19 protein-coding genes are annotated in these 23,269 nt (G+C 57.7%); 10 read left to right on the plus strand and 9 right to left on the minus strand.

Going from position 1 to position 23,269, the window contains the following annotated elements; translation table 11 throughout:
* Positions 1-2 precede the first annotated feature (2 nt).
* The 3 genes from glgX to treZ are packed head-to-tail and all read right to left on the minus strand — an operon-like array spanning position 3 to position 6,346.
* Entirely contained in the window at positions 3-2,078 is a 2,076-nt protein-coding gene (gene glgX, locus AC2TE5_RS11590; RefSeq protein ID WP_063142753.1) for a glycogen debranching protein GlgX, read from the minus strand.
* Positions 2,079-2,093: 15 nt separating this feature from the next.
* Positions 2,094-4,562 carry a malto-oligosyltrehalose synthase gene (gene treY, locus AC2TE5_RS11595; RefSeq protein WP_484613301.1) on the minus strand — a complete coding sequence of 823 codons (2,469 nt, stop codon included), beginning with the start codon at positions 4,560-4,562 and terminating at the stop codon, positions 2,094-2,096.
* Positions 4,559-6,346 (minus strand): malto-oligosyltrehalose trehalohydrolase, encoded by a 1,788-nt coding sequence (gene treZ, locus AC2TE5_RS11600; protein WP_484613302.1) that lies wholly within the window; start codon positions 6,344-6,346, stop codon positions 4,559-4,561. The genes treY and treZ overlap by 4 nt, the downstream gene beginning before the upstream one ends.
* A gap of 132 nt (positions 6,347-6,478) precedes the next feature.
* Here treZ and AC2TE5_RS11605 point away from each other — a divergent pair, with 132 nt between their 5' ends.
* The 4 genes from AC2TE5_RS11605 (at position 6,479) to AC2TE5_RS11620 (ending at position 9,883) form a co-directional block, all read left to right on the plus strand.
* A complete protein-coding gene (locus AC2TE5_RS11605; protein ID WP_484611647.1) occupies positions 6,479-7,006 on the plus strand; it encodes a GNAT family N-acetyltransferase in 528 nt (175 codons plus the stop codon).
* 86 nt (positions 7,007-7,092) lie between these two features.
* Complete coding sequence (locus tag AC2TE5_RS11610) at positions 7,093-7,842, plus strand: 5'-nucleotidase, lipoprotein e(P4) family (RefSeq protein WP_484611648.1); 750 nt, start codon at positions 7,093-7,095, stop codon at positions 7,840-7,842.
* A gap of 141 nt (positions 7,843-7,983) precedes the next feature.
* On the plus strand, positions 7,984-8,970 hold the full coding sequence (locus AC2TE5_RS11615; protein WP_484611649.1) for an MBL fold metallo-hydrolase: 987 nt from the start codon (positions 7,984-7,986) through the stop codon (positions 8,968-8,970).
* Between the two features lies 1 nt (position 8,971).
* Complete coding sequence (locus AC2TE5_RS11620) at positions 8,972-9,883, plus strand: LysR family transcriptional regulator (protein WP_484611650.1); 912 nt, start codon at positions 8,972-8,974, stop codon at positions 9,881-9,883.
* On the opposite strand, the gene AC2TE5_RS11625 is transcribed toward AC2TE5_RS11620, so the two are convergent.
* Positions 9,874-10,758 carry a LysR substrate-binding domain-containing protein gene (locus tag AC2TE5_RS11625; RefSeq protein ID WP_484611651.1) on the minus strand — a complete coding sequence of 295 codons (885 nt, stop codon included), beginning with the start codon at positions 10,756-10,758 and terminating at the stop codon, positions 9,874-9,876. The two genes, AC2TE5_RS11620 and AC2TE5_RS11625, sit on opposite strands and share 10 nt — an antisense overlap.
* 112 nt (positions 10,759-10,870) lie before the next feature.
* Here AC2TE5_RS11625 and AC2TE5_RS11630 point away from each other — a divergent pair, with 112 nt between their 5' ends.
* Positions 10,871-12,358 carry a UbiD family decarboxylase gene (locus AC2TE5_RS11630; RefSeq protein WP_484611652.1) on the plus strand — a complete coding sequence of 496 codons (1,488 nt, stop codon included), beginning with the start codon at positions 10,871-10,873 and terminating at the stop codon, positions 12,356-12,358.
* A 28-nt stretch (positions 12,359-12,386) separates the two neighbouring features.
* Here AC2TE5_RS11630 and AC2TE5_RS11635 read toward each other — a convergent pair whose 3' ends face one another.
* The 5 genes from AC2TE5_RS11635 to opgC are packed head-to-tail and all read right to left on the minus strand — an operon-like array spanning position 12,387 to position 16,493.
* The gene (locus AC2TE5_RS11635; RefSeq protein WP_484611653.1) at positions 12,387-12,812 is read right to left on the minus strand and encodes an ATP-binding protein; all 426 of its coding nucleotides are present in this window, start codon (positions 12,810-12,812) and stop codon (positions 12,387-12,389) included.
* Entirely contained in the window at positions 12,813-13,151 is a 339-nt protein-coding gene (locus tag AC2TE5_RS11640) for an STAS domain-containing protein (RefSeq protein WP_032657000.1), read from the minus strand. It abuts the gene before it with no gap.
* Positions 13,141-14,355: a PP2C family protein-serine/threonine phosphatase gene (locus AC2TE5_RS11645; protein ID WP_484611654.1), complete on the minus strand. Its 1,215-nt coding sequence runs from the start codon at positions 14,353-14,355 to the stop codon at positions 13,141-13,143. Before AC2TE5_RS11645 ends, AC2TE5_RS11640 begins: the two co-directional genes overlap by 11 nt.
* Before the next feature lie 9 nt (positions 14,356-14,364).
* On the minus strand, positions 14,365-15,264 hold the full coding sequence (locus AC2TE5_RS11650) for a hypothetical protein (protein ID WP_484611655.1): 900 nt from the start codon (positions 15,262-15,264) through the stop codon (positions 14,365-14,367).
* Between the two features lie 11 nt (positions 15,265-15,275).
* Positions 15,276-16,493: an OpgC domain-containing protein gene (gene opgC / locus AC2TE5_RS11655; protein WP_484611656.1), complete on the minus strand. Its 1,218-nt coding sequence runs from the start codon at positions 16,491-16,493 to the stop codon at positions 15,276-15,278.
* 280 nt (positions 16,494-16,773) lie between these two features.
* Between opgC and AC2TE5_RS11660 the strand changes: the two genes are divergently transcribed.
* From AC2TE5_RS11660 to AC2TE5_RS11680, 5 genes are read left to right on the plus strand one after another with little or no spacing between them, the layout of a single operon-like run.
* On the plus strand, positions 16,774-18,591 hold the full coding sequence (locus AC2TE5_RS11660; protein ID WP_484611657.1) for a glycosyltransferase family 2 protein: 1,818 nt from the start codon (positions 16,774-16,776) through the stop codon (positions 18,589-18,591).
* Positions 18,588-19,919 carry a DUF3131 domain-containing protein gene (locus tag AC2TE5_RS11665; RefSeq protein WP_484611658.1) on the plus strand — a complete coding sequence of 444 codons (1,332 nt, stop codon included), beginning with the start codon at positions 18,588-18,590 and terminating at the stop codon, positions 19,917-19,919. Before AC2TE5_RS11660 ends, AC2TE5_RS11665 begins: the two co-directional genes overlap by 4 nt.
* Entirely contained in the window at positions 19,916-21,463 is a 1,548-nt protein-coding gene (locus tag AC2TE5_RS11670) for a DUF3131 domain-containing protein (RefSeq protein WP_213327567.1), read from the plus strand. Before AC2TE5_RS11665 ends, AC2TE5_RS11670 begins: the two co-directional genes overlap by 4 nt.
* Positions 21,448-22,842 carry a DUF3131 domain-containing protein gene (locus tag AC2TE5_RS11675; RefSeq protein WP_484611659.1) on the plus strand — a complete coding sequence of 465 codons (1,395 nt, stop codon included), beginning with the start codon at positions 21,448-21,450 and terminating at the stop codon, positions 22,840-22,842. The genes AC2TE5_RS11670 and AC2TE5_RS11675 overlap by 16 nt, the downstream gene beginning before the upstream one ends.
* Positions 22,839-23,264, plus strand: coding sequence for a globin (locus AC2TE5_RS11680; protein ID WP_063142733.1), 426 nt, complete (start codon positions 22,839-22,841; stop codon positions 23,262-23,264). The genes AC2TE5_RS11675 and AC2TE5_RS11680 overlap by 4 nt, the downstream gene beginning before the upstream one ends.
* Positions 23,265-23,269 lie beyond the last annotated feature (5 nt).

Raw genomic sequence — 23,269 nt, forward strand, 5'->3', positions numbered from 1 at the left:
AGTTAAGGTCGTCTGAAGAGGGTAATACTGCGTCCAGCCAGTTCGTACTCTACGGTGTCGGTGATCGCTGTCCCGGCGGCGGCGTCATCTGCCGTAGACAGTTCCAGCACCCATCCCCCTTCGCCAAACTGCGGGATCTGGAACGGCACGGTGCCTTCAAACGGGTTGAACAGCATCAGCACGTCGTGCCAGATGCCGTCCTCCTGCCTGAGATCCGGCCTGCTGATGGAGACCCCGAGCGTCGAGCCTTCATCCCACTGCTCGGCCTGCTGCGGACCGCCTCCGGCATTGAACCAGCGGATCTCCAGCCCGTCGCGCCAGCTTTCACGACGCAATAACGGCTGCGATGCGCGTAGGGCAATAAGCCGTCGGGTGAACTCGCGCAGCGCGGCGTCGTTTTCGGAGAGCCCCTTCCAGTCGATCCAGGAGATCTCGCTGTCCTGGCAGTAGCCGTTATTGTTGCCCTTCTGCGTGCGGCCAAACTCGTCCCCGGCCAGCAGCATCGGCGTGCCATGGGAAAACAGCAGCGTGGTCAGGAAATTACGCTTCTGCCGCTCGCGGGTGGCAATAATATCCGGGTTCTCCGTCGGCCCTTCTTCGCCATAGTTGTACGAGCGATTATCGTTATGCCCGTCGTTATTGTCCTCACCGTTGTCGGCGTTATGCTTTTCGTTGTACGACACCAGGTCATTCAGCGTAAAGCCGTCGTGAGCGGTGATGAAGTTGACGCTGGCCCACGGACGACGCCCGCGCAGATCGTACAGATCGCCGGAGCCGAGCAGACGCGCGGCAAAATCGGTAGAGACGTTATCGCCCTTCCAGTACTCGCGGACGGTATCGCGGTACTTATCGTTCCACTCCCCCCAGCCGGGCGGGAAACCGCCGACCTGATACCCGCCGGGGCCAATATCCCAGGGTTCACCAATCAGCTTCAGTCTCGATAACACCGGATCCTGGGATATGGCGTCGAAGAAACCGCCGCGCGGGTCAAACCCTTCGGGCTCGCGGCCAAGAATCGTCCCCAGGTCGAAACGAAAACCGTCAATATGCATCGACTCCGCCCAGTAGCGCAGGGAGTCCATCACCATCTGCAGCACGCGCGGGTGCGAGGTGTTGACCGTGTTTCCCGTCCCGGTGTCGTTGATGTAGTACCGGTGCTGGTCCGGCAGGGTGCGGTAATAGCTGTAGTTATCAATCCCCTTAAACGAGAGCGTGGGGCCAAGCTCATTTCCTTCCGCCGTGTGGTTGTACACCACGTCCAGAATCACCTCGATGCCCGCATCGTGATACGCGCGTACCATGTCGCGAAAGCCCTGGATCCCCGCCGGGCCGTAGTAGCGCGACGCCGGAGCAAAAAAGCCGAGCGTGTTATAGCCCCAGAAGTTCTTCAGGCCACGGTCGAGCAGATGCTGGTCGTCCGGGAACCAGTGAACCGGCAGCAGTTCCACCGAGGTGATGCCAAGACTCTTGATGTAGTCGACCGAGGCTTTGTGCCCCATCCCCTCAAACGTTCCGCGCAGCTCGGGCGGAATGGCCGGGTTCATCTGGGTAAAACCCTTCACGTGGCTCTCATAGACAACCGTATGCGGCCAGGGCACGTTGGGCCGGCTGTTGTCCTGCCAGTCAAAGGCGTCCGGGTCGATGACCTTGCATTTCGGCGTGAACGGCGCGCTGTCGCGCGTGTCAAAACTGAGGTCCAGTTCATCATGCCCCAGCTCATAGCCGAAATGGGCGTCGTTCCAGTCGATATCGCCCACCAGTTCGCGGGCGTAGGGGTCGATAAGCAGCTTGTGCGGGTTGAAGCGGTGACCGTTTTCCGGGTCGTAAGGGCCGTAGACGCGATAGCCGTACAGCGCACCGGGCTTCAGATCGGGCACATAGCCGTGCCAGACCTCATGGGTATATTCCGGCAGTTCCAGCCTGGCGATTTCGGTTTTCCCGGACGGGTCAAACAGACAGAGCTCCACCCGTTCGGCGTGAGCGGAGAACAGCGCGAAGTTGACTCCCTTTCCGTCATAATTAGCACCCAACTGTTGGCCATGACCGGCCCGAATTTCAAACGTAGTATCCTTTGCCATTTTCGTTCTCCACGATTATTCGCAGGTAAGCAGAACCAGTACACATCCCTTTTCTGACGTTAAATCCAGCGTCTCTTGCAGAATGCGGCTTTCACCGCTGAACAGATCCCGATAGCGCTTCCCGGCCAGTTCGTCGGGTATCGCTACCGTGGTATTAACCCACAGCGTTTCGTTGCCGGTGACACCAAAAACCAGACGCGGCACGGCAACAATTAGCGCCTCGTCGTCCTTAACGCGCGCATAGGCAATCAGGTTCTCCTCGCGCTCGCCGCTGACCTTAAGCGGCAGCCAGTCGCCATAGCGGAAAAGCGCGGCGTAATGCGGACGCAGCCGTAACAGCGTGGCGGTGACGAACTGTTTAACGCGCCCGTCTCGCCAGCAGGCCGGGTTGTCAAACACCGAGGCATCCGCCGCGCTGAGGTTGTGCACCAGGGTCGGGAAGTCCGGCTCCCGTCGGTTATCCGGGTCGACGAGGCTAAAGTTGAGCGCCTCGCTGCCCTGATAGATATCCGGCACGCCGGGAGCCGTCAGCTTGATTACCGTCTGGCTGAGGCTGTTCATCAGCCCGGCCCGGATAAAGGGCTGCATCGCCTCGCTGAAATCATGCAGGAACAGAGTGTTGTCCGGCGAAAGCAGGTGCCGCGCGTAGCTCAACACCACGCTCTCATAGCTCTCGTTGCTGTCGATCCAGTCGGTGCGCTGTTTTGCCTCGCGCAGCGCTTTCTCAAGGAAGCCGATAAAACGCGCTTCCAGTGATGCAAGCCCTTCAGCGTCGTCCGGAGACTGCACGGCGGGCCAGACGCCCGCCAGCGCCTGATAGATCATCCAGGTATCGGCGGCGTTCGGCGCGGTGCCGTCATTGAGAAAACGCACCTGAGTCTGGTTCATCTGTCGCCAGCGGGCCAGGTTATCGCCCCACCGTTCCGGCGCCTCCGTCAGGGTGTAAAGGCGCGCCCGGGCGTCTTCCCCGCGCTTGGTATCGTGCGTGGAGGTGCCCAGCAGCGCATCGGGCTGACGGGCAAGACGAATGCGCATCTCCTGGTGGAAGCGAGATAATGAAAACGCGCGCGGCGTCGGGTCGGCGCCCACTTCATTGAGCGCCAGCTCCAGGTTGTGGCGGAAGAACAGCGTGTCCTCCACCGACTTCGCCATCAGCGGCCCTGTAAGCTGCTGGAAGCGGGTTCTGAAAAGCGCGGCGGACTCGCGGCAATCTTCCGGCAGGTCGCCGGTAAGAATGCGCACAATCAGGCTCAGCGCCGCTTCAGACGTCTCCACGCTGGCGACCACGCGGTTGAGCAGCGCCACGTCAGGCGGAATTAATCCCTCCCGGGTGCCGTAGGTGCGATAGACCGGAAAGGCGATAAGCAGCTCGCGCAGCGCGTGGCGGATCTTTTCGCGCGGTAGCGCAACCTCATTGCGGCGGGCCAGATCGTCAGCAAGGTTTAGCAGCGTGGTGAATTCACCCTCAAAATTGCGGTCGGTCATCAGGCCTTTGGCATCGCGCAGCTCGGCGTGCCGATCGACCGTTATTCCCAGCGTCTCCTCGTGGATGGTCTCCAGGCGTGACAGGTTATCGTCGTCGACCAGCACTTCCGCCAGCGAGGCGATAAACTCGTAGCCGGTGGTGCCGGATACCGGCCAGTCTGCGGGGATCTGTTCTCCCCGGGCGAGAATTTTTTCAACCGTGATGTAGCAGTCGGGTCCGGTTTTCTGCCGCAGGCGCTGCAGATAGCCCAGCGGATCGGCAAGGCCGTCGACATGGTCAATGCGCAGGCCGTCCACCACGCCCGCGTGGACCAACTCTAGGATCAGCCGGTGCGAATCGTCGAAGACCGCGTCATCTTCAACCCGAACGCCGACCAGCCCGGTGATCTCAAAGAAGCGCCGCCACGAGAGCTGCTTCGGCGCCTCCCGCCAGGACATCAGCCGCCAGCTTTGCGCGTCATGCAGTTCAGCGATGTTCTTATCCTCGCTGTACGTACCCGGGTTGAGCGGATACTCGGCGTCATAGTAGACCAGCGCGGCCTTTTTCGTGACAGGGTCACGTTTTAAAGTGATAGCACCCTTCTCAAGCTCCGCCTCAAAGGTGTCGCCGAGGAACGGCAGCGTAAGCGGGCGCGAGCCGTCGATATCGAAATAGCGGAAATAGCGGCTCTGCTGGCCGTATTCAATCACGTCCCGCCACCAGAGGTTTTCCAGCGAGGTGGACATATGGTTCGGGACAATATCCAGAATCAGCCCCATACCGGCCTGCTTAAGCGCCGCGGCCATGCGGTCAAACCCCTCTCGTCCGCCGATCGCGGGGTCGATTTCATTCGGGTTGGTGACGTCATAGCCGTGGGTGGAACCCGCTGTGGCGCTAAACACGGGCGACGCGTAGAGATGGCTGATGCCGAGATCTTTCAGATACGGCACCAGCGCCGCAACGCGGTCAAACGTCATGCCATTACGGAACTGAATACGGTACGTGGCGGAAGGGATCATAACGATGCTTCTCCATCAGCAAAGCGAACGACAATACCGTTCGGGGGTAAAACGTCTGTGACTTCCGGCCAGGCAAAACGCGTCTCGCCCGCGAGATCGGGCAGCGCGACGGGCTTATTGCCGATATTGAGCGCCAGAGAGAGCGTCCCAGCCGGGAAGCGCCAGCCCACCGCCACCATGCCGGGCGCGGTCTTGATCACCTTGCCCTGAACGGTGCCGCCATGACGCAGAAGCGGAACGATATGGCGATGACGCAGCGTCAGCAGGTGGCGCGTGAAGCGCAGCCACGTTTTGCCTTCGTCGGTGGCAATCTTATTCCAGTCGAGCTTTGAGCGAACGAAGGTGTTCACGTCATTCGGATCCGGGACGGTTTCATCGTGCCCGGCATGGCCGGTAAACTCTTTTGCGCGCCCTTCCCGCACCGCCTTTGCCAGATCGCCGTGAAAATCGGTGAAGAACAGGAACGGATGCGTTTCCCCAAACTCCTCGCCCATAAACAGCAGCGGGATATGGGGGGAAAGCAGCAGCGCGGCAAGCAGCACTCGCGTCTTATCGGCACCGGCCAGGGTGATAAGCCGCTCGCCCTGGGCGCGATTCCCGGTCTGATCGTGGTTTTGAATAAAATCGACGAAGAACTGCGGCGGCTGGGTCTGACACTCCACCCCGCGGGATTCACCGGTTTGCAGCGAAATTTCGCCCTGGTAGACAAACCCTTCCGCCAGCGCCCGGGCAAACTTTTTCTCCGGCTCAAAGGCAAAATCCTGGTAATACGCGTGGGTCTCGCCGGTAGCAAACGCGTGGGCAGCGTTGTGGAAGTCATCATTCCACTCGGCGGTGAACAGCGGCGTGTTGCCCTGTTCATCGCGCGGATGCAGGAAAATCACGTTGCGGCTGTCTTCCGTGGTCAGGTGAACGTGACGGTGCGGGATCGCCTCGCGGATCTTCTCTGCTATCTCTTCCAGAATGTGCGTCTCTGAGTCGTCTTTAATCTGGTCGATGGCATCAAAGCGCAGACCGTCCAGACGATACTCCGTCAGCCAGTAGAGCGGCGCATCGGTGATATACCGCCTCACCGGCTCGCGCTCGTAAGCGATGCCGTTGCCCCAGGGCGTGGTGCGATCCGCATCGAAAAAACCGGGCGACAGCAGGGGCAGATAGTTTCCCTCGGGGCCGAAGTGGTTGAGCACGATATCCAGCACCACGGAAAGCCCCAGCCCGTGAGCCGCGTCGATAAGCGCGTGGAAATCCTCCGGCGTGCCGTAGGCGGCGTGCGGGGCATACAGCAGCACGCCGTCATACCCCCAGCCGCGTGTTCCGCCAAACTGGGAGACGGGCATCACTTCAAGCTGGGTAATACCGAGCTCTGCCAGATACGGCAGCTTGTCGATGGCCGCCCGGAAGGTGCCCTCCGGGGTAAAGGTGCCGACGTGCAGCTCATAGATAACCGTCTCTTCCCACGGCCGCCCTGCCCAGTCCCGGTTGACCGGCTGATAGCGTCGGGGATCGATTACGACGGAGGGGCCGTTAACCTCGCCCGTTTGCGCGCGCGAGGCGGGGTCGGGCACCGTCATGCCGTCCTGAAGAACAAATTGATATTCTGCACCGTGCGAGACGCCGGGTACATCCGCCTGGAACCAGCCGCCGCCGGTTGCCGTCATCGGCACGTCGGCGGTAGCCAGACGTAGCGTAAGTTCTTTCTGTCCTTCTGCCCAGACGCGAAAACGTACTACGTCATTGGAAATAAACTCAGCACCCCACTGCTTTTGAAATGTCCTGAATTCCATTCATTGTCCTCGAATGACCCACATTTTACGCGGAACGAAGTACAAGCTTAGTTCAGGATTGAAAGTGTGTTAGCCCAGCGGATTTAACCGCTTCGTCTATTCTTTATGAAATAACTCACTACCGGGAAAATTATGCAGATTCGAAAAGGATTAAATACTGACCTCGTACGTCTTGAATGCTGTGACTTTTCTTTCACCATTAGCCACGTTGCGCGAGAGCCCTTTATCCACTGTGATTTGCATATCGAAGCCGTCACCGAGCCCTGGATTAAAACCTACGAACTCGACATTCAAACTCTTGAAAACCACTGCGTTAATCCGGACGCCATATTTCTTATCGCCGAAACGGATGACGGTGAAATAGCCGGATTTATTACCGCTTCAATTGGCTGGAATAAATTTATCTCAGTGGATTATATCGCCGTTGAGCGTACAAAACGCAGAACCGGCGCCGCACAAAAATTGATGGCCGCCGCCCACGTCTGGGCCCGCAGCGTAAACGCGCCGGGATTACGGCTTGAAACACAAAATGTGAACGTCTCTGCCTGCCTGTTCTACCGTAACTACGGGTTCACCCTGGGTGGATACGATCGTTATCTCTACAACGCCTTACCGGAAAAAGACGAGGTCGCCCTGTTCTGGTATTACATGCTGGTCTAGCAATGCAGCCTTCATATTTCTGTCATTGAATTTCATTACGCTTTCGGGATTTTAACCATGGTGTTGAGGAAAGAAGTGTGAATTCAATGGCTAAGGCATTACTGCTGGCATTACCTGTTTTGAGTGCAACGGCAGCGGCGACGGCCGCCGGGCGCGACCTGTGTGAACCCAAAGCGTACGAAATGGCGCTGCGCTATCAGCAGAAATCGGCAGAGATTATGGCTCTTCAGCTGCAGACGTATCGGTTTGCCACCGAGCGTTTCAACGAAAAGTTAAAAGATCTGAAAACGCCTGAAAATTACGCCGTGGTAATGGACCTGGATGAAACGGTGCTGGATAACACCCCTCTGCTGGTGCGCGACACGGAGCAGTGTCACGACTTTACAAAATGGGACACCTGGAGCGACTGGGAGAAACAGGGTAAACCCGGCTTAATTCCGGGCGCGAAGGCGTTTCTTGACCATGTGAATCAAAGCAAGGTCCGTATCTATTACGTCTCGGACCGCATGCAGGAAAATAAAGCCGATACGCTCAGGACGTTAAAAGTCCTGGGACTTCCGCAGGTGTCCGATGAAAGCGTGCTTCTGGATACGGTCAGCAAGGAAGAGCGTCGCCAGAGCATCCTCAAAAAGCATCAGATCGTGATGCTGTTTGGCGACAGCCTGCCGGATTTCGCCGTGCAGTTTAAAAACAAAAAGCCGAGCGAGCAGCAGCGCGAGCTGGTTGAGGCCAGCGCGGAACACTTCGGTAACGACTGGATTGTGCTGCCTAATGCCGCTTATGGCGCCTGGTCCAAAGCCACGCCGGACAGCTGGAACGCGCCGCTGAAAAAATAACGTTTTACGGGCCGGGAAAGGCTTCACCGCCACCCGGCCTCTTCACTATGCTATCCACCGCGTTTATAGGTCCTATCATTTCTGGGCAGGTTCTTATAATTTTACGAAGAAGTAAGATGAGCGCTTTCAAAGGAGACTCGTATGCTTACCGTGAAAAAACTTGCCCTGTCCACGCTTATTTCCAGTTCATTGCTTTTCTACCCTGCGCTTCAGGCGTCGGCAGAGACGCCTCAGCACGTCGTTAAACAACCGGCGGGCGGATACAGCGTTCAGGTCGGCGACGTTCTGGTGACCTCGTTTACGGACGGGACCGTCCCGCAGGATCTGCACAAGCTGCTGCGCCGGACAACGCCGCAAAAAATTGATGCGCTGCTCGCGAAAAATTTCCAGACAAACCCGCCTGAGGTGTCCATTAACGCGTTCCTGATTGCGATGCCCGGACATAAAATTCTGGTAGATACGGGCTCAGGCCAGCTCTTTGGCCCCGGCAACGGCGGACGTCTGATTGAAAGCCTCGCCACGCAGGGGATTAAACCCGAGGACATTACTGAAGTCCTGCTGACCCACGCCCACTCCGATCACGCGGGCGGCCTGGTGAAAGACGGCAAGATGGTGTTCAGCAACGCGCGCGTTTTTGTTGGCAAACCGGACGTCGACTTTTTCTTTAACGACGAGAATCAGAAAAAAACCGGCTACGGCAAGAACTACTTTGTCGTCGCGCAGAAGACCTTAAAACCCTATCTTGACGCCGGTAAAGTGGTGCCGTTTAGCGGCACATCTGACATTCTCCCGGGGCTGACCGGCACGGTTCATCCCGGCCATACGCCGGGCTCAGCCTTCTACACGCTGACAAGCAAAGGCGAGAAGATCACCTTTGTCGGCGACATCATTCATGCCGCGGCGGTTCAGTTCCCGCAGCCCGACGTGACCATTACCTACGATGAAGATCAGAGCAAAGCGGCAAGCGTGCGCGAACATGCGTTTGCGGACTTTGTGAAAAATAAAGACCTGGTTGCCGCGCCCCATCTGCCGTTCCCGGGTATCGGCTATGTCACCAAAGGCGAAAACGGCGGCTATGCCTGGGTCCCTGTGACCTATACCAACCGGGACGCCAGCAGCGCGAAATAAGATGACGCCCCTCTCTGGCATGGACATAGACCTGATCCTGACCCTGGACGCGCTGCTTCAGGACAGGAATATCACCCATGCGGCCGCGCGGCTTGGCATCAGCCAGCCCGCGCTCTCCGCCCGTCTCGCGCGTCTGCGAACGCTGTTTGGCGAACCGCTGTTTATCCCCTCCCCACATGGACGCGGGGTGTTGCCCACGCCGAGAGCGGAAGCGCTTAAGCCTCAGGTGGAGAGCGTGCTGCGCGGCATCAGCGCGATGTTTGCCCCCATCGCGTTTGATGCCGCCACCAGCCGCCGGACCTTTGCGATCGCTCTGCATGAAAACCCGGCACTGATGCTGGGCACCGGGCTGCTTAACCAGGTGAGCAACGATGCTCCCGGTATCCGCCTGCGCTTCGCCCTGCCGGAGATGGCCGAACTGCCGCAGCAGCTGGAAAACGGTGATGTCGATATCTACATCGGCGTGAGCGCCGGTGCCCATGACGGCTGGGTAAGGCGCAAACTGCTCGACGACGCGTTTGCCACCGCCCAGCGCAAAGGTCATCCGCGCGGGACCGGTGCGTTAGACCTGGAAAGCTACTGCGCGCTTTCTCATCTGGTGGTGTCGTCGGCGGGGGATCCGTTTACCGGCTTTGTCGATCAAACTCTGGCGGGGCTGGGCTATCAGCGACACGTCGCGATGTCTACGCAGAGCTACGCCATGGCGCCTGCGCTTGTCACCGGTACTGACCTTGTGTGCACCTTACCGGAACGGATGCTGCGACAGTTTGCCAGCTCGCTGGATATTTTTCCGCCGCCGCTGCCGCTCCAGCCGATAACCATCTACATGTACTGGCACCCGAAAAACAGCCAGGACCCGGCGAACGCCTGGCTGCGCGAGCAGCTGCTGCAGGCCGCCGGACGTCAGGCGTGATCGAGGGTTGCCAGAAACTTTTTAAGCACTTCTGATCGGATAATCCGGTGGCAAACCAGCGTAAGTTCGCTTTCCCGCAGCCGGTCAAGGATGTCCACGTAAACCACATTTTCGACGCTCACCGCCTTTGCCGAGGCGGGCAGCAGCGCCAGCCCAAACCCTGCCGAGACCAGGCTTATCACCGTGGGCACGTCGGTCGCGTTTTGCACCACGTTCGGCTGAAAGCCCGCCCCGCTGCAGGCGTCATAAAAGTACTGTTCCAGCCCCATTCCCTCCGGGTCGCGAAGGGAGATCCATTTTTCATCCTTCACCGACGAAAGCGTCAGCGCGGAAGATCCCGCCAGCGGATGCTGACGATATAGCGCCAGCACCGTTTTCTCTGCGGTGAACGGGCGGCTTTGCAGATCGTCAGGCAGCGACGGCAGCGGCGCCCGGATAATGGCCACATCGAGCTGGTTGCTTTGCACGGCCGCGTAGAGCGTCTGCACGTTTCCCGTCACCAGTGACATGGTAATAGCCGGCCAGCGCGTATGCATCTGGCGCAGCGCGGCGGGCAGCCTGCCGTCGAACATCGCGCTCGACACGCACCCCAGGTTTAACACCCCCTGCTCGCCCCTTGCCGTTTGCCTGGCGTCCAGCACCGCCTGTTCGGTGAGGGAGATGGCGAGCCTGGCTTTCATCAGAAACGCTTCGCCCGCGGGCGTCAGGGTTAAGCGGCGGTTCGCCCGGCTAAAGAGCGTGACGCCTAAACGTTCTTCCAGCGCCTTTATCTGCTGGCTCAGCGCCGGTTGCGCCATGTTCAGACGCTCGGCGGCCCGGTGCATGTGGAGCTCTTCGGCAACGACGATGAAATGGCGCATCTGACGAAACTGCACGGAACGCCTCCTTTTTTGATATGAATTTAATTATCAATTTAGCAGCAATGATGCAATTGATGCTATTGGTCATTGCCATAAAAATGGAGGTATTCAAACGAGGGAGAAAAATATGGAAAACGCGATCAACGATCTCCGCAGCGCCATCGCCCTGCTTCAGCGCCACGAAGGGCAGTATCTTGAAACCGATTATCCGGTCGATCCCAACGCGGAGCTGGCGGGAGTCTACCGTCATATCGGCGCAGGCGGCACGGTAAAACGTCCCACCCGTACGGGCCCGGCCATGATGTTTAACAGCGTGAAGGGCTATCCGGGCTCCCGCATCCTGGTGGGCATGCACGCCAGCCGCGAGCGCGCGGCGCTCCTTCTGGGCTGCGAGCCCTCTGAACTGGCAAAACACGTCGGCCAGGCGGTGAAAAAGCCGGTTGCGCCGGTTGTCGTTCCGGCCTCGCAGGCGCCCTGCCAGGAACAGGTCTTCTACGCGGACGACCCAGACTTCGACCTGCGCAAGCTGCTTCCGGCACCGACAAACACGCCGATTGATGCAGGCCCGTTCTTCTGTCTGGGGCTGGTGCTGGCAAGCGATCCTGAGGATAGCTCGCTCACAGATGTGACCATTCACCGCCTCTGCGTCCAGGAGCGCGACGAGCTTTCGATGTTCCTTGCCGCCGGTCGGCATATCGAAGTCTTCCGCAAAAAGGCGGAAGAGGCCGGAAAACCGCTGCCGGTGACGATCAATATGGGTCTCGATCCCGCCATCTATATCGGCGCGTGCTTTGAGGCCCCCACCACGCCGTTTGGCTACAACGAGCTGGGCGTTGCCGGGGCGCTGCGCCAGCAGCCGGTCGAGCTGGTGCAGGGCGTGGCGGTAAAAGAGAAAGCGATCGCGCGGGCGGAAATCATCATCGAAGGTGAACTGCTCCCTGGCGTGCGCGTGAGAGAAGATCAGCACACCAATACCGGCCACGCGATGCCGGAGTTCCCGGGCTACTGCGGCGAGGCAAACCCGTCCCTGCCGGTGATCAAAGTGAAAGCGGTGACCATGCGTCATCACGCAATCCTGCAAACGCTGGTGGGACCAGGGGAAGAACATACCACGCTGGCCGGTTTGCCGACGGAGGCCAGCATCCGCAATGCCGTTGAAGAGGCGATTCCGGGCTTCCTGCAAAACGTCTATGCGCATACCGCAGGCGGCGGTAAGTTCCTCGGTATTTTGCAGGTGAAAAAACGCCAGCCGTCAGACGAAGGACGTCAGGGCCAGGCGGCGCTTATCGCCTTAGCTACCTATTCGGAGCTGAAGAACATTATTCTTGTCGATGAAGACGTGGATATTTTCGACAGCGACGACATCCTGTGGGCGATGACAACCCGCATGCAGGGTGATGTCAGCATCACGAATATTCCGGGGATCCGCGGCCACCAGCTGGATCCGTCGCAGTCGCCGGATTACAGCACCTCGATTCGCGCAAACGGCATCTCCTGCAAGACCATCTTCGACTGCACGGTGCCGTGGGCGCTGAAGGACCGCTTCGAGCGCGCGCCGTTTATGGAGGTGGATCCGCGTCCGTGGGCGCCGGAGCTGTTCGCTGATAAGAAATAGGAAAAATTTCGGGCGTATGGCCAGCAGGTCATACGCTTATTTTCTTTTCAAGCGTGGCAATATTTTTATCCGCCTTTCGCTCCACCGAGAAGCGATCGACGCTCAGCAAAATGAGCATCAGCCCCCTGCCGCTCTCCAATAACGGCGAAATTTCGCAGAAGCGGTCTCGTCGGGCGGCCTCAAGCCGCTCCAGCGGGAACGCATCACCCGCGTCGGTAAAGACAACGCAGACATTATGGTTCCGGATGTCGAACTGTACGCTGAATGCGCGTGAGGCATCCTCATGCAGCGCGTGCCGGATGATATTCGTCGCCGCTTCACAGACGGCCAGATCGAGCGCGAAACGCCACTCATCGTCAACGGCAAGCGCGCCCAGCCTGTCTCCCAGCCAGCCGGCCAGCGGCGTCAGGGAAACGAGCGCCGCCGGAAATTCTGCATGCTCCGGCGTCTGCATCTACTGCCCCAGCTGCGCGAGCGCGCTGTTTTTATCCGGATAGATGCGGAATATGCGATCCATCCGGGTCAGGGTGAACATATTCATGATCCCGGGGTTCAGGGAACATAAAGCCATTTCGCCTTTCCCGTTCATCAGCTTAAACAACGACACCAGCATCCCCAGCCCGCTGCTGTCGATAAAGTCCACTTTGCTAAAGTCGACAATTAAGGCTTTACGATCGCTGCCAATCTCTTCCGTGACAGAGGCCTTAAACGCCGCGGCAATGGACGCATCCAGCCGCCGGACCGCTGGTGTGAGAATGTTGGCATGCGGTAATCGTTCAGTGTTAATAATCATTCTGTTCTCCCTGACGCTCGATCACTAACAGTGAAACGTCATCGGTTAAGGCGGTCGGTTCATCACGATTTGCGTTGCGCCAGTCGGTCAGGTGGTCACCGAACCGCGGCAAGAGTTCGTCAACCGGCAGCCGGACATGCTGATGAAGCCAGCGTTCGAGACGTTGCGAGCCAAACTGCTCGCCCTCGCTATTCTCACACTCCGTGATGCCGTCACTGAATAAGCATAAGCGATCCCCTGGATTGAGGGTAAAAGCGACATCCTCCCAGCTGAGCTCGGGCATCAGCCCGACAGGCGGTCCACCCTCGCCTACGGAAGTGACGGCATTGTCTGCATTCACAATCACGGGAGTAGGATGCCCCGCCTGACACAACAGCCCCTGTCCACTTTCGGGGTCGATCACGCCGTAGATGATGGTGAAATAGCTGGTGATGTCGTTTTCTTCACTGCAAAAGCGGCTGTTCAATATTCTGATGACCTCAGCAGGCGACTGAATTCCACCCTCTGCTGTAAACAAAAAACGGTCCACCACCCGGCCGTGCAGGAACTGACGCGCCACCGCGAGGGACATCATCGCGGCCCCCACGCCGTGACCGGACACGTCAACGCAATAGAACCCCAGATGAGAGTCCAGAGGAAAAATATTGAAGACATCGCCCGATACCCAGGCAGACGGCATGAAAAGCCAGTCGGAAAAGTAGTCCCCGAAGCGCAAGCGGTGTGAAGGCAGAACCGAGTGCTGAACGCGCGCCGCTAGCTCAAGATCCTTTTCAATCTGGTGTAACGCTTCACTCAGGCGCTTGTTGTGCGCCGCGAGGGTCGCTTCCAGCGTCAAAATACGTACCCCGGCGTGGAGCCTCGCACGTAGCTCAGCCTGTTCGACAGGCTTGCTTAAAAAATCATCCGCCCCCGCATCAAAACCCTGCGTTAAATCCCCGGCATTTTCGCGCGCCGTCAGCAGGATGACATACACGTAGCGGCCAAACTGACGGTTGCGTATCGTCTGGCAGAGCGTGAGACCGTCCATTTCCGGCATCTCCCAGTCGCTTATCACCATGCTGACCGGCTGGCTGGACAATATTTCCAGCGCGGCGACGCCATTTTCCGCCTCGCTCACGATATAGCCCCACTGGGTGAGCATTCGGGAGAGCAACCGACGATAAATCAGCGAATCTTCAACGATTAACACGTGCAGCGCTGACATACATCCCTCCTATAGCGGTAAGAACCAGATGAGACTCACGGTCCCTTCCCTGAATTTTGCATTACCGTTTCCATGCCCCGGATAGCGCGTCCCGGCATAGTTTGCGTACTGGACGGAAAACGATCCCGGCGTATAGCCCGCATAGCCGAAGCTGTAGCTGTAATCGCCGTTCCAGGGCTGCTGCTGGCTGCTGTCCGGGAACCAGAACGCTGTTGCGCGAACGAAGAAGTGTTGTTTGAAGGTATAGCCGCAGCCGCCGAGCATGACGTTTTTATTTTTGCGGATGTCATCGCTGCTGAGGTCGTAGTAGCGCGGAACCCAGCTGTACCCGACCTGGCAAATAATAGAGTCCCCTTTATTAATCAGGAGCGTGTTTTCAACCGGTTTCGGTAGCGAAAACTTATAGGCCAGCGTAAAGGCACCCTGTTCGAAATAGGTGTGTCTCCGGCTACCCGAAGTCCAGAAGTGGTTATCGCCGTAGTTGCCGTATACCAGGCTGAACGTATTGGCGTGCCAGTCGTCATAGCCGAAGCTGTAGCGAAAATCCGCGGTATAGCGGGTGGTGTCTCTGACCGGCAACCGGGAGGTAATGTTGGCAAACCAGAAGCTGTAGGGGGAATACTGAAGACTAAGATTCAGCGTCTGGTTAATTTTTTTCTCCTGCGCGGCACTGTCCGAGCTATTGGGCACGCTCACCATTTGCTCTTTCAGCCCCGAACTAAAGCTCAGGGCACCAGAGAATTTCTTGTCATTCCCCGAGAACAAACGCCCCCACCGGCTGGTAAAGACGCCAGCCTGAACAGGTTCGTCATTCTTATCGCGCAACGTCTCTTTCTCATTGCTTTGCGCTGCATCCGCCGCGGGAATTGCGGCGAGTAAGACGCCCGCCAGGAGCCATTTTTCGCGCATAACCGCCATCCTTAGTTAGGTATCCAGCGTGCGGCGACGTTGTATTTTGCCATGAGCCACAAAATGCCCAGTGCCGCAGCATGCACTAACGTATTTTCTATCCAGGCATGACGCCATAAATCGAAGGTGATGAACTGACTCACCAGCAGCACCACGTACACATGCAAAATGAAGGTATAAAGCGAGTGCTGGCCTAGCGGGATCAGGAACCATCCCAGCAGGCGGTTGAGCGGCGCCCAGCAGTATGTCAGCACCAGATAGACGGTGACCATCAGGGCGATATCGTTTAACACCCGCACCGGGCCCAGCCCATTCTTCGCCGCCCAGGTGTGATAAAACGTATTGAAGCTATCAGGCGGGATCACGTGCATCAGCAGCGCGGGGGGCATAAACGGGTTGGTATGGTTCTGGGCGACGAACCCCAGAATGAGCGCCACCATCACCAGCGCAACCACCACCACTTTACCTGCTGGCGTGCGTGCGAAAGAGATCAGTTCGGCTTTATACCAGCCGCTGGCCATACCCAGCACAAAGATGAACTGCCAGGCGAGCAGCGGAAAGGCGAATTCAAATTCCGACGGCGTCAGCCGGAGCGGCCACCGTTGCCACAGGCTGTACACCAGCAGCGACAGCCCCAGCAGCCACCAGACTTTACCCTTCTGTAGCATCCCCAAAAAAAGCGGGCTGAGGAGCAGCAAAAAGATATACAGCCCCAGAATTTGCGTCTGATGGGGGCCAATCTGCAAATAGAGAATAATGTTGAACCAGGTCTCTTTTATTTGCGGCGTAACCGGATAAAGCGACCAGCTTTCACCCGAAAATCGGTCGGTAAAATGAGTGACCTCGAAAAGATTAATATGTGGGATATAGGACAGAAGAATAAATGACACTATGATAATGATATTTACACGATATATTTTCCATGCCCTGAGATAAAGCCCCCAGGAAACCGTGAGCAAAACCACTTTTTGCAGACGCGCGCGATTCAGCATCCCCAGCATAAAACCCGAGAGAATAACAAAACCTTCTGCACCGGTGGTGAGCCCAAAACGCTCCCAGGAGAATATATTAAATACCGACATCACCTCCGTATGCGCAACGACCATCATGACGAGGGCTATTCCGCGCATAAAGTCAATTCTCAGGTCCCGAGCACCTGCAACGGCATACTGCCATGCTGTTGATTTAGCGTCATCTTCTTGCGCGATCGACGGCGCAACATGGCTCATAGGGTGTCCTTTGCCTGAAAACGAAAATTAAGGTCTAAATAAAGTAGATAGACTAAAGGAATAGTAACTGCAATTTATCACCGGCAGATGAAATATATTAAGTAGAATTAAACATGAATTAACTCCTGCTACATATTAATAAAAACGATGCTGGACACTTTTATTCGGCGTTCTACACTTATCTTAAATCTTGTTTAATCGCTATTTTCTTTCGCTTTTGGGCAACTGCCTTCGCAGCAGAATGGGTCTGCATTTTCACGGAATCAGGAACGCCGGAACTATGGATTTTTATTTTTCCCGTTTTGAACATCGTCGACCTCCGGAACCGTTGAAAACGCCGCGCTGGGTAATGATGACCTGGCAGGTGTTAGCGGTCGCGGCGCTTATTCTGGGCGCAAATTATATTTACTGGCGCTGGACCTCCTCCCTGAACACGGACGCGTTATGGTACGCCATACCGCTGGTCCTCGCCGAAACCCTGGCCTGGATCGGTACCGTGCTGTTTACCATCAATTTATGGAAAGAACAGGATCCCCCCCAGAATCCGCCCCCGAGCGAGATTAACGACTGCCTGTCACAAGAGGAAGCGGTAGAGCCCCGTCCCGTTAAGGTAGATCTGTTCATTGCCACCTACTCCGAAGATACCGAGCTGGTCAGGCTGTCCATTCGCGATGCCCTGAACATGGATTACCCGTACCCGAATGACTACCGGATCCACGTCCTCGATGACGGCCGTCGCCCGGAGATGAAAGCCGTTTGCGATGAGGAAGGCGTCAATTACATCAGTCGCCAGACCAACATCGGCTTTAAGGCCGGTAATCTGCGCAATGGCCTTGAGCAAACTGACGGTGATTTTATTGTCATCTGCGACGCCGATACCCGGGTATTTCCCACCCTTCTCAGCCATACGCTGGGCTATTTCCGCGACCCTGACGTGGCCTGGGTGCAGACGCCACAATGGTTCTTCGATCTCCCTGAAGGGGAAAGTCTGTCACGCTGGGGCCAGCGGAAAGCGGGAAACGTGGGCTATGGCATGGGCTGGCTGATACAAAAATTCGTGGGGCCGGTCACGGTTGGCCGCGACCCGTTTTTTAACGATCCGCGCATGTTCTATGACGTCATCCTGCGGCGGCGAAACTGGGCCAACGCGGCATTCTGCTGCGGCGCGGCGTCCATCCACCGTCGCGAGGCGGTCATGCAGGCCGCGCTGCGAAGCTACGTCTGGTCCGTCGAAGAGGAGATCCATCGCCATACCCGCGACATCCGCGATGACGAAACGCGGAGCGCGCTGCAGGAGGCTATGCGCCCGCACGTGGCATTTGACACTGAGTTAACGCCCTACAAATTCCACGTTTCCGAAGATATTTACACCTCGGTGCTGCTGCACGGTGATGCCGCAAGACGCTGGCGTTCGGTCATGCACCCGCGCGTTGAGTCGAAGATGCTCTCTCCGCAGGATATGCTGACGTGGATGATCCAGCGCTTTAAATACGCCGCAGGTTCACTGGATATTTTGTTCCATGACAACATCTTTAGCCGTCGTCGCTTCAGGCTTTCCCTCCCTCAGACGCTGATGTACGCCACGACCTTCTGGTCTTATATGGCCTGCGTATGGAACACGGTGTTTTTGATTTCACCCATTATTTATCTGTTTACCGGCATTCCGCCGGTATCGGCCTGGTCGACGCCGTTCTATCTCCATTTTCTCCCCTTTTTTATTTTCTCCGAACTGGCCTTTATGTTCGGGACATGGGGGATTTCGGCCTGGGACGGCAGGGCCTCCTACCTCTCCTTCTTTTCCATGAATCTGCGCGCGCTCAATACGGTGCTGCGGGGCGAACAGATCAAATTTCACGTTACGCCAAAAGAGAGGCAGACGGGGCGTTTTCTCTATCTGGTGAAGCCGCAGATTGCCATCGTGGTGCTGACCCTCGCAGGGCTTATCTGGGGAGGGATTCAGGTTGCACGCGGCCAGGTCGACGATCCTTCTGGCTACGTCATCAATATTTTCTGGGGAGGGGTGAACATCGCCGCCATGCTGCCGCTGATATTCGCAGCCATGTGGACGCCCGCCGAAGAGGATGAGGTCACCCAATGAGAATACGTGATGCCCTGCTTTCCGCGCGCAGTTATCTCACTATTCTGCTGGGGTTCCTGCTCGGCTTTGCCATTGTGGTATGGGTTGAGAAACAAATGCCTTCACGCGTGGAGAGCAGCGGCGGCATCGCGCTCAGTAAAGATTTCCCTCCGCTGCCCGCGAAACGCGAGCTGACCTATGAAGAGGCCATCTGGGCACGGGTAGCCTGGCAATACTATGTGAACAATACCCAGCCAAATGGCCTGGCGAATGCCAGCGATGGAGAGCCCTGGCTGAGCCTCTGGAGCGTGGGGAGCTATCTGTTTGCGACCGCCGCCGCAGAGCAGCTCAATATCATTTCCACCGATGAGTTTGACGAGAGGGTCAGCACGGCCCTGTTTACGCTGGGGCAGCTGCCGCTCAATGAACAAGGTCTCCCTGCCGCGTATTACCATGCGGACACCCTTAAAATTCTGGGGAAACCAGACGCCTCCGCAATTGGGCTAAGTCGTCTGCTGGCGGCGCTGCAGACCATTCTGTGGCGCTATCCTCAGCACGCAGCCGCAATCCGCGATCTGTTTAGCGTCTGGCGCACCGGCGCGCTGATGGAAAACAGCACCCAAAGCCAGGCGGCGGTACCGCTCCATCACTGGACGCTGGCTGCCGACGAGCAGCGAGACAGCTTTGGCTACCGGCTCTATGCCAGCCATACGCTGCGCTTGATTGACAGCGCGGCGGGACTGGCGGTTACCAATCCGCCTGAAGGGCAAAAGATGATCGACCTGGATGGGATCATGGTTCCCGATGAAGGGCTGCGCACGCCCTGGGGCAAGCAGACCTCCCTAATCAGTCTCCCCTATTTGTTAACCGGCCTTGAGCTTGGCTTTGACGCACAAAGCGCTGAAATCGCGTGGCGGATTATGCAGATTCAGCAGCGGCGCCATAGCCTGCGCACGCCAAAGCCGCCTGTCAGCACGGATTATGCCGAACCGGCGCCGGATTACGTTAACGATCTGCCCAACAGGCAGCCGGTTCAGGCGCGCGCCCTGCGCGAAGAGATACCGGAGAAGGTGGCGATCGCCTCCACCCGAACCGCGTTTGCCTGGTATGCCCTGTTCCGCAACGGCTGGAGTGAAGCGCTGCGCCAGCAGGTTCTGCCGCTTCAGGTGCCGGGTAAAGGCTGGCAGAGAGGATTAAATCTCAATAACACCGCCAATACCGTTGTTGACGGCGACACCAACGCCATTGTGCTGGAAAGTCTGTCGTATATCGCGCATGGCCAGATGCTTTGTCTGGCCTGCTTCTCCACGGCCCCCCATTCATCCACTCCCGCAGGAGCAACGCCATGAAGCCAAGATCCCCGATCCTTTTCCACCTGCTCACGGGAATAACGATCTGCTGGCTGGCGCTATCGACCGTGCGTGCGGAAACCGAGCTGCCTGCATCTGGTTACTCCCCGCGCAGCGGCGAGCTGACGGCCAGAGAGATGACCATTGCGAAAAACGCCTGGCAGTATTTCGTCTCCAACTATCAGCCCACGACGGGGCTGGTGAATGCGGTTAACAAATATCCGTCCACCACCATGTGGGACAGCGCGTCCTATATCGCCGCCATGACGGCAGCGCGTGAGCTGGGGATCATAGATAAAGCCGAGTTCGACCGCCGGATGCTGAAATTCCTCGCCACGCTAAACACCCTTGTGCTGTTCCGTAATGAGTTGCCCAACAAAGCCTATAACACCATCAGCGGTCAGAAGGTGGACTATACCAACAAGCCCGGCGAAATCGGCTTCTCGGCGCTGGATATCGGGCGGATGCTGGTCTGGCTGAAAATCATCAAAGAGCGTTACCCGGAATACGGCAACAGCATTGATAACGTGGTCCTCGGTTGGGATTTCAGCCACGCGATCGACCCCTGCGGCACGCTGTATGGCGCCTATCTCGAAAATGGTCAGCCGAAGTATGTTCAGGAAGGTCGACTGGGCTATGAAGAGTACGGTGCGGCGGGCTATCAGCTGTGGGGATTTAATACCTGTAAAGCCAGCCGCCCGCAGCCGTATGAGCTGGCCGAGATCTACTGCGTGCTGGTTCCGTATGATTCACGGGACCCGCGCAATACGTCGCAGCATAACTATGTTGTGACGGAATCCTACCTGCTCTACGGGCTGGAGTTTGGCTTCGATAAGCCTACCGATCGCGATAACGCTCCGCGCGACTACTCCCTGACGTGGATGAAAAACTTTGCCGATCGCGTTTATCAGGCTCAGGAGAACCGCTATACCATCACCGGCGTGCTCACCGCGCGCTCTGAGCACCAGCTCGATAAAGCCCCTTACTTCGTCTATGACACCGTCTTCAGCGACGGATACAACTGGAACACGATCACCGACAAGGGCCAGTTCGTTCCTAACGCTGCCGCAATTTCACTTAAAGCGGCGCTGGGGATGTGGGTCCTGTGGAACTCGCCTTATACCGACCGCCTGCTGAACACCATTGAAAATGCGAACGAAGAGGGAAAAGGCTACTACGAAGGGCTGTATGAAAACGGTGACGGGCCGATCAAGGAGTTCACCGCGAACAATAACGGCATCATGCTGGAAGCCCTGTTGTTCAAAAAAGAGGGGAAACTGCTGGCCTTCAACACCGACAACCCGAAGAGCAAGGATTTTGCCCCGTCTCTGTGGGATCAAAAGCTGCTCGATCAGTTTGAAGAGAACAACGCCCTGCGCAGCCGCCCGTTCCTGACCAGCACACCGGCTGTAAAAAGCTGGTGCGACCGGACCGGCGTCACGCAGCGCACTAAACCCGCCTGCCAGGCCTGTCAGTGCGCCTCATGCAGCGCGGACGAGCCGGTTAAACTGCCTCCGGTGACTGCGCAATGCTTAAAACCATAGCAAGAGGGCTCGCGGGATTACTCCTCGCAGGCGTGGTCATATTTGCTCTGTTTGGCCATCAGGGAGCCGGCTGGCGCTGGCTAATCAATGGCGGCTGGCACTCCAGCGCGCGTATCTCTGCCCTGACGCCGGAAGAACAGAAATGGGCGGCGATCGCCTGGCGCTATTTCGTCAATAATACGCAGCCGCAAACCGGGCTGGTCAACGGGAGCGACAAGCAGCCCCGCGTTACGCTCTGGCAAATGGGCGATACGCTTATCGCCCTGCTGGCGGCAAAAGAGCTGGGGCTGATTGATGAGGCCGAGTATGACGCCCGCCTGACGCGGCTGATGGGCACCCTCAACCGCCTGACGCTGACCGAGGCCCGGACGCCCGGACGGGTTTATTCCAGCCAGACGGCGGCGCTGGTCGATTTTAGCGGCAACCCCGTCAAAAATGGCTGGTCCGCGCGCGACATGGCTCGCCTGATGCTCTCCCTGCGCCTCACCGCTGAGCGGGAGCCGCAGTACAGCGAGTACCTGGATAAAATCATTCTGCGCTGGAATTTCTGCCCGGTCATTGATGGCGAAGGCGAGCTGTGGTCGTCCTCACTGCAAAACGGCCAGCCGGTGGTCCGGGAAGAGCTGCGCCTGGGCGAAAGCGAATACGCCGCGACGGCGTTTCATCTGTGGGGATTTTCCCCGGATAAAGCGTTTGCGCCCCCTGCGCACCACGTCATCATCGCCCAGCGGCGTCTGGCCGTCGATGCCCGCGATCCGCGCACCACGTGGCAGCCCTCCCTGATAACCACCCTTCCCTATATGCTGCCGGGCCTGGAGTTTGGCTGGGAGCCGGAAGGCGTTGCGGCCGATCTGCAAAAGCGCCTGCGCAAGCAGGCGGAAAACGTCTGGCTGATCCAGAAAACGCGCTGGGAGACCGATAAGGTCCTGACGGCCAGAGCGGACTTTTCGCTCCCTCAGGCACCCTGGCATATTCAGGATACCGTCTGGGGAAATGGCTATGCCTGGAACTCCATCGGCGACGATGGCCGGGATTACACCCGCTTCGCGCAGGTATCGACAAAAGCGGTCTTTGCGCTGTGGGTCTTGTGGGACACCCCGTATACCGACGTACTGATGTCGGTCACCGAGCACCTTCACGATCCGCTAAGAGGCTGGTACGAAGGCCGCCTTGAAGCCACGGGCGATACCAACGCCTCCCTGACCCTTTCCACCAATGCCACGGTTCTGGAAGCCCTTTTCTTTAAACACAACGCCGGGCCCCTCTTTGACGTTCGTCGTTCGAAGAAAGAGAGCTACTTTTCACGCCGTCTGGCAGATGAATTTACGCCCTTAGGGCTTTGTCTGCCGGGCGAAAGCGCCGTAAGGAGGATGCCGTGAAGTTTTACCGCGATCTGTTTGAATCCAGTTTGAACCGCGTCTTTCCGGATAATGACAAAACAGCGTTTTTTCAGACGTTCTATGACGCCTTCGTCCATATGTCACCCGAGACGGAGCAGCATTTTTCTCGCCTGCCGGATCGGGAGGGGCAGCAGACTCTGTTTAAAAGTTTCTTCGCCATGCTTGCGGTAGACGGCGCATTAATCGTGCCTGATTTTCTCGAGCGACTGGCGCGGGAGCAAAGCGACGACGGTCTGCATCTCCCCCCGCGATTTTTCGCGCTCTGGCGCGAAGCCATGCTGAACACGGTGAGCCAGCGCGATCCGCAGTGCGACGATGAGATCCTGACGGCCTGGGCGATGGCGATCGCGCCCGGGCTGGAATATCTGCGCCGACAGGCAGAACTGCACTACCGCGCGTAGGGAGG

The organism is Enterobacter sp. N5-15, assembly GCF_057221635.1.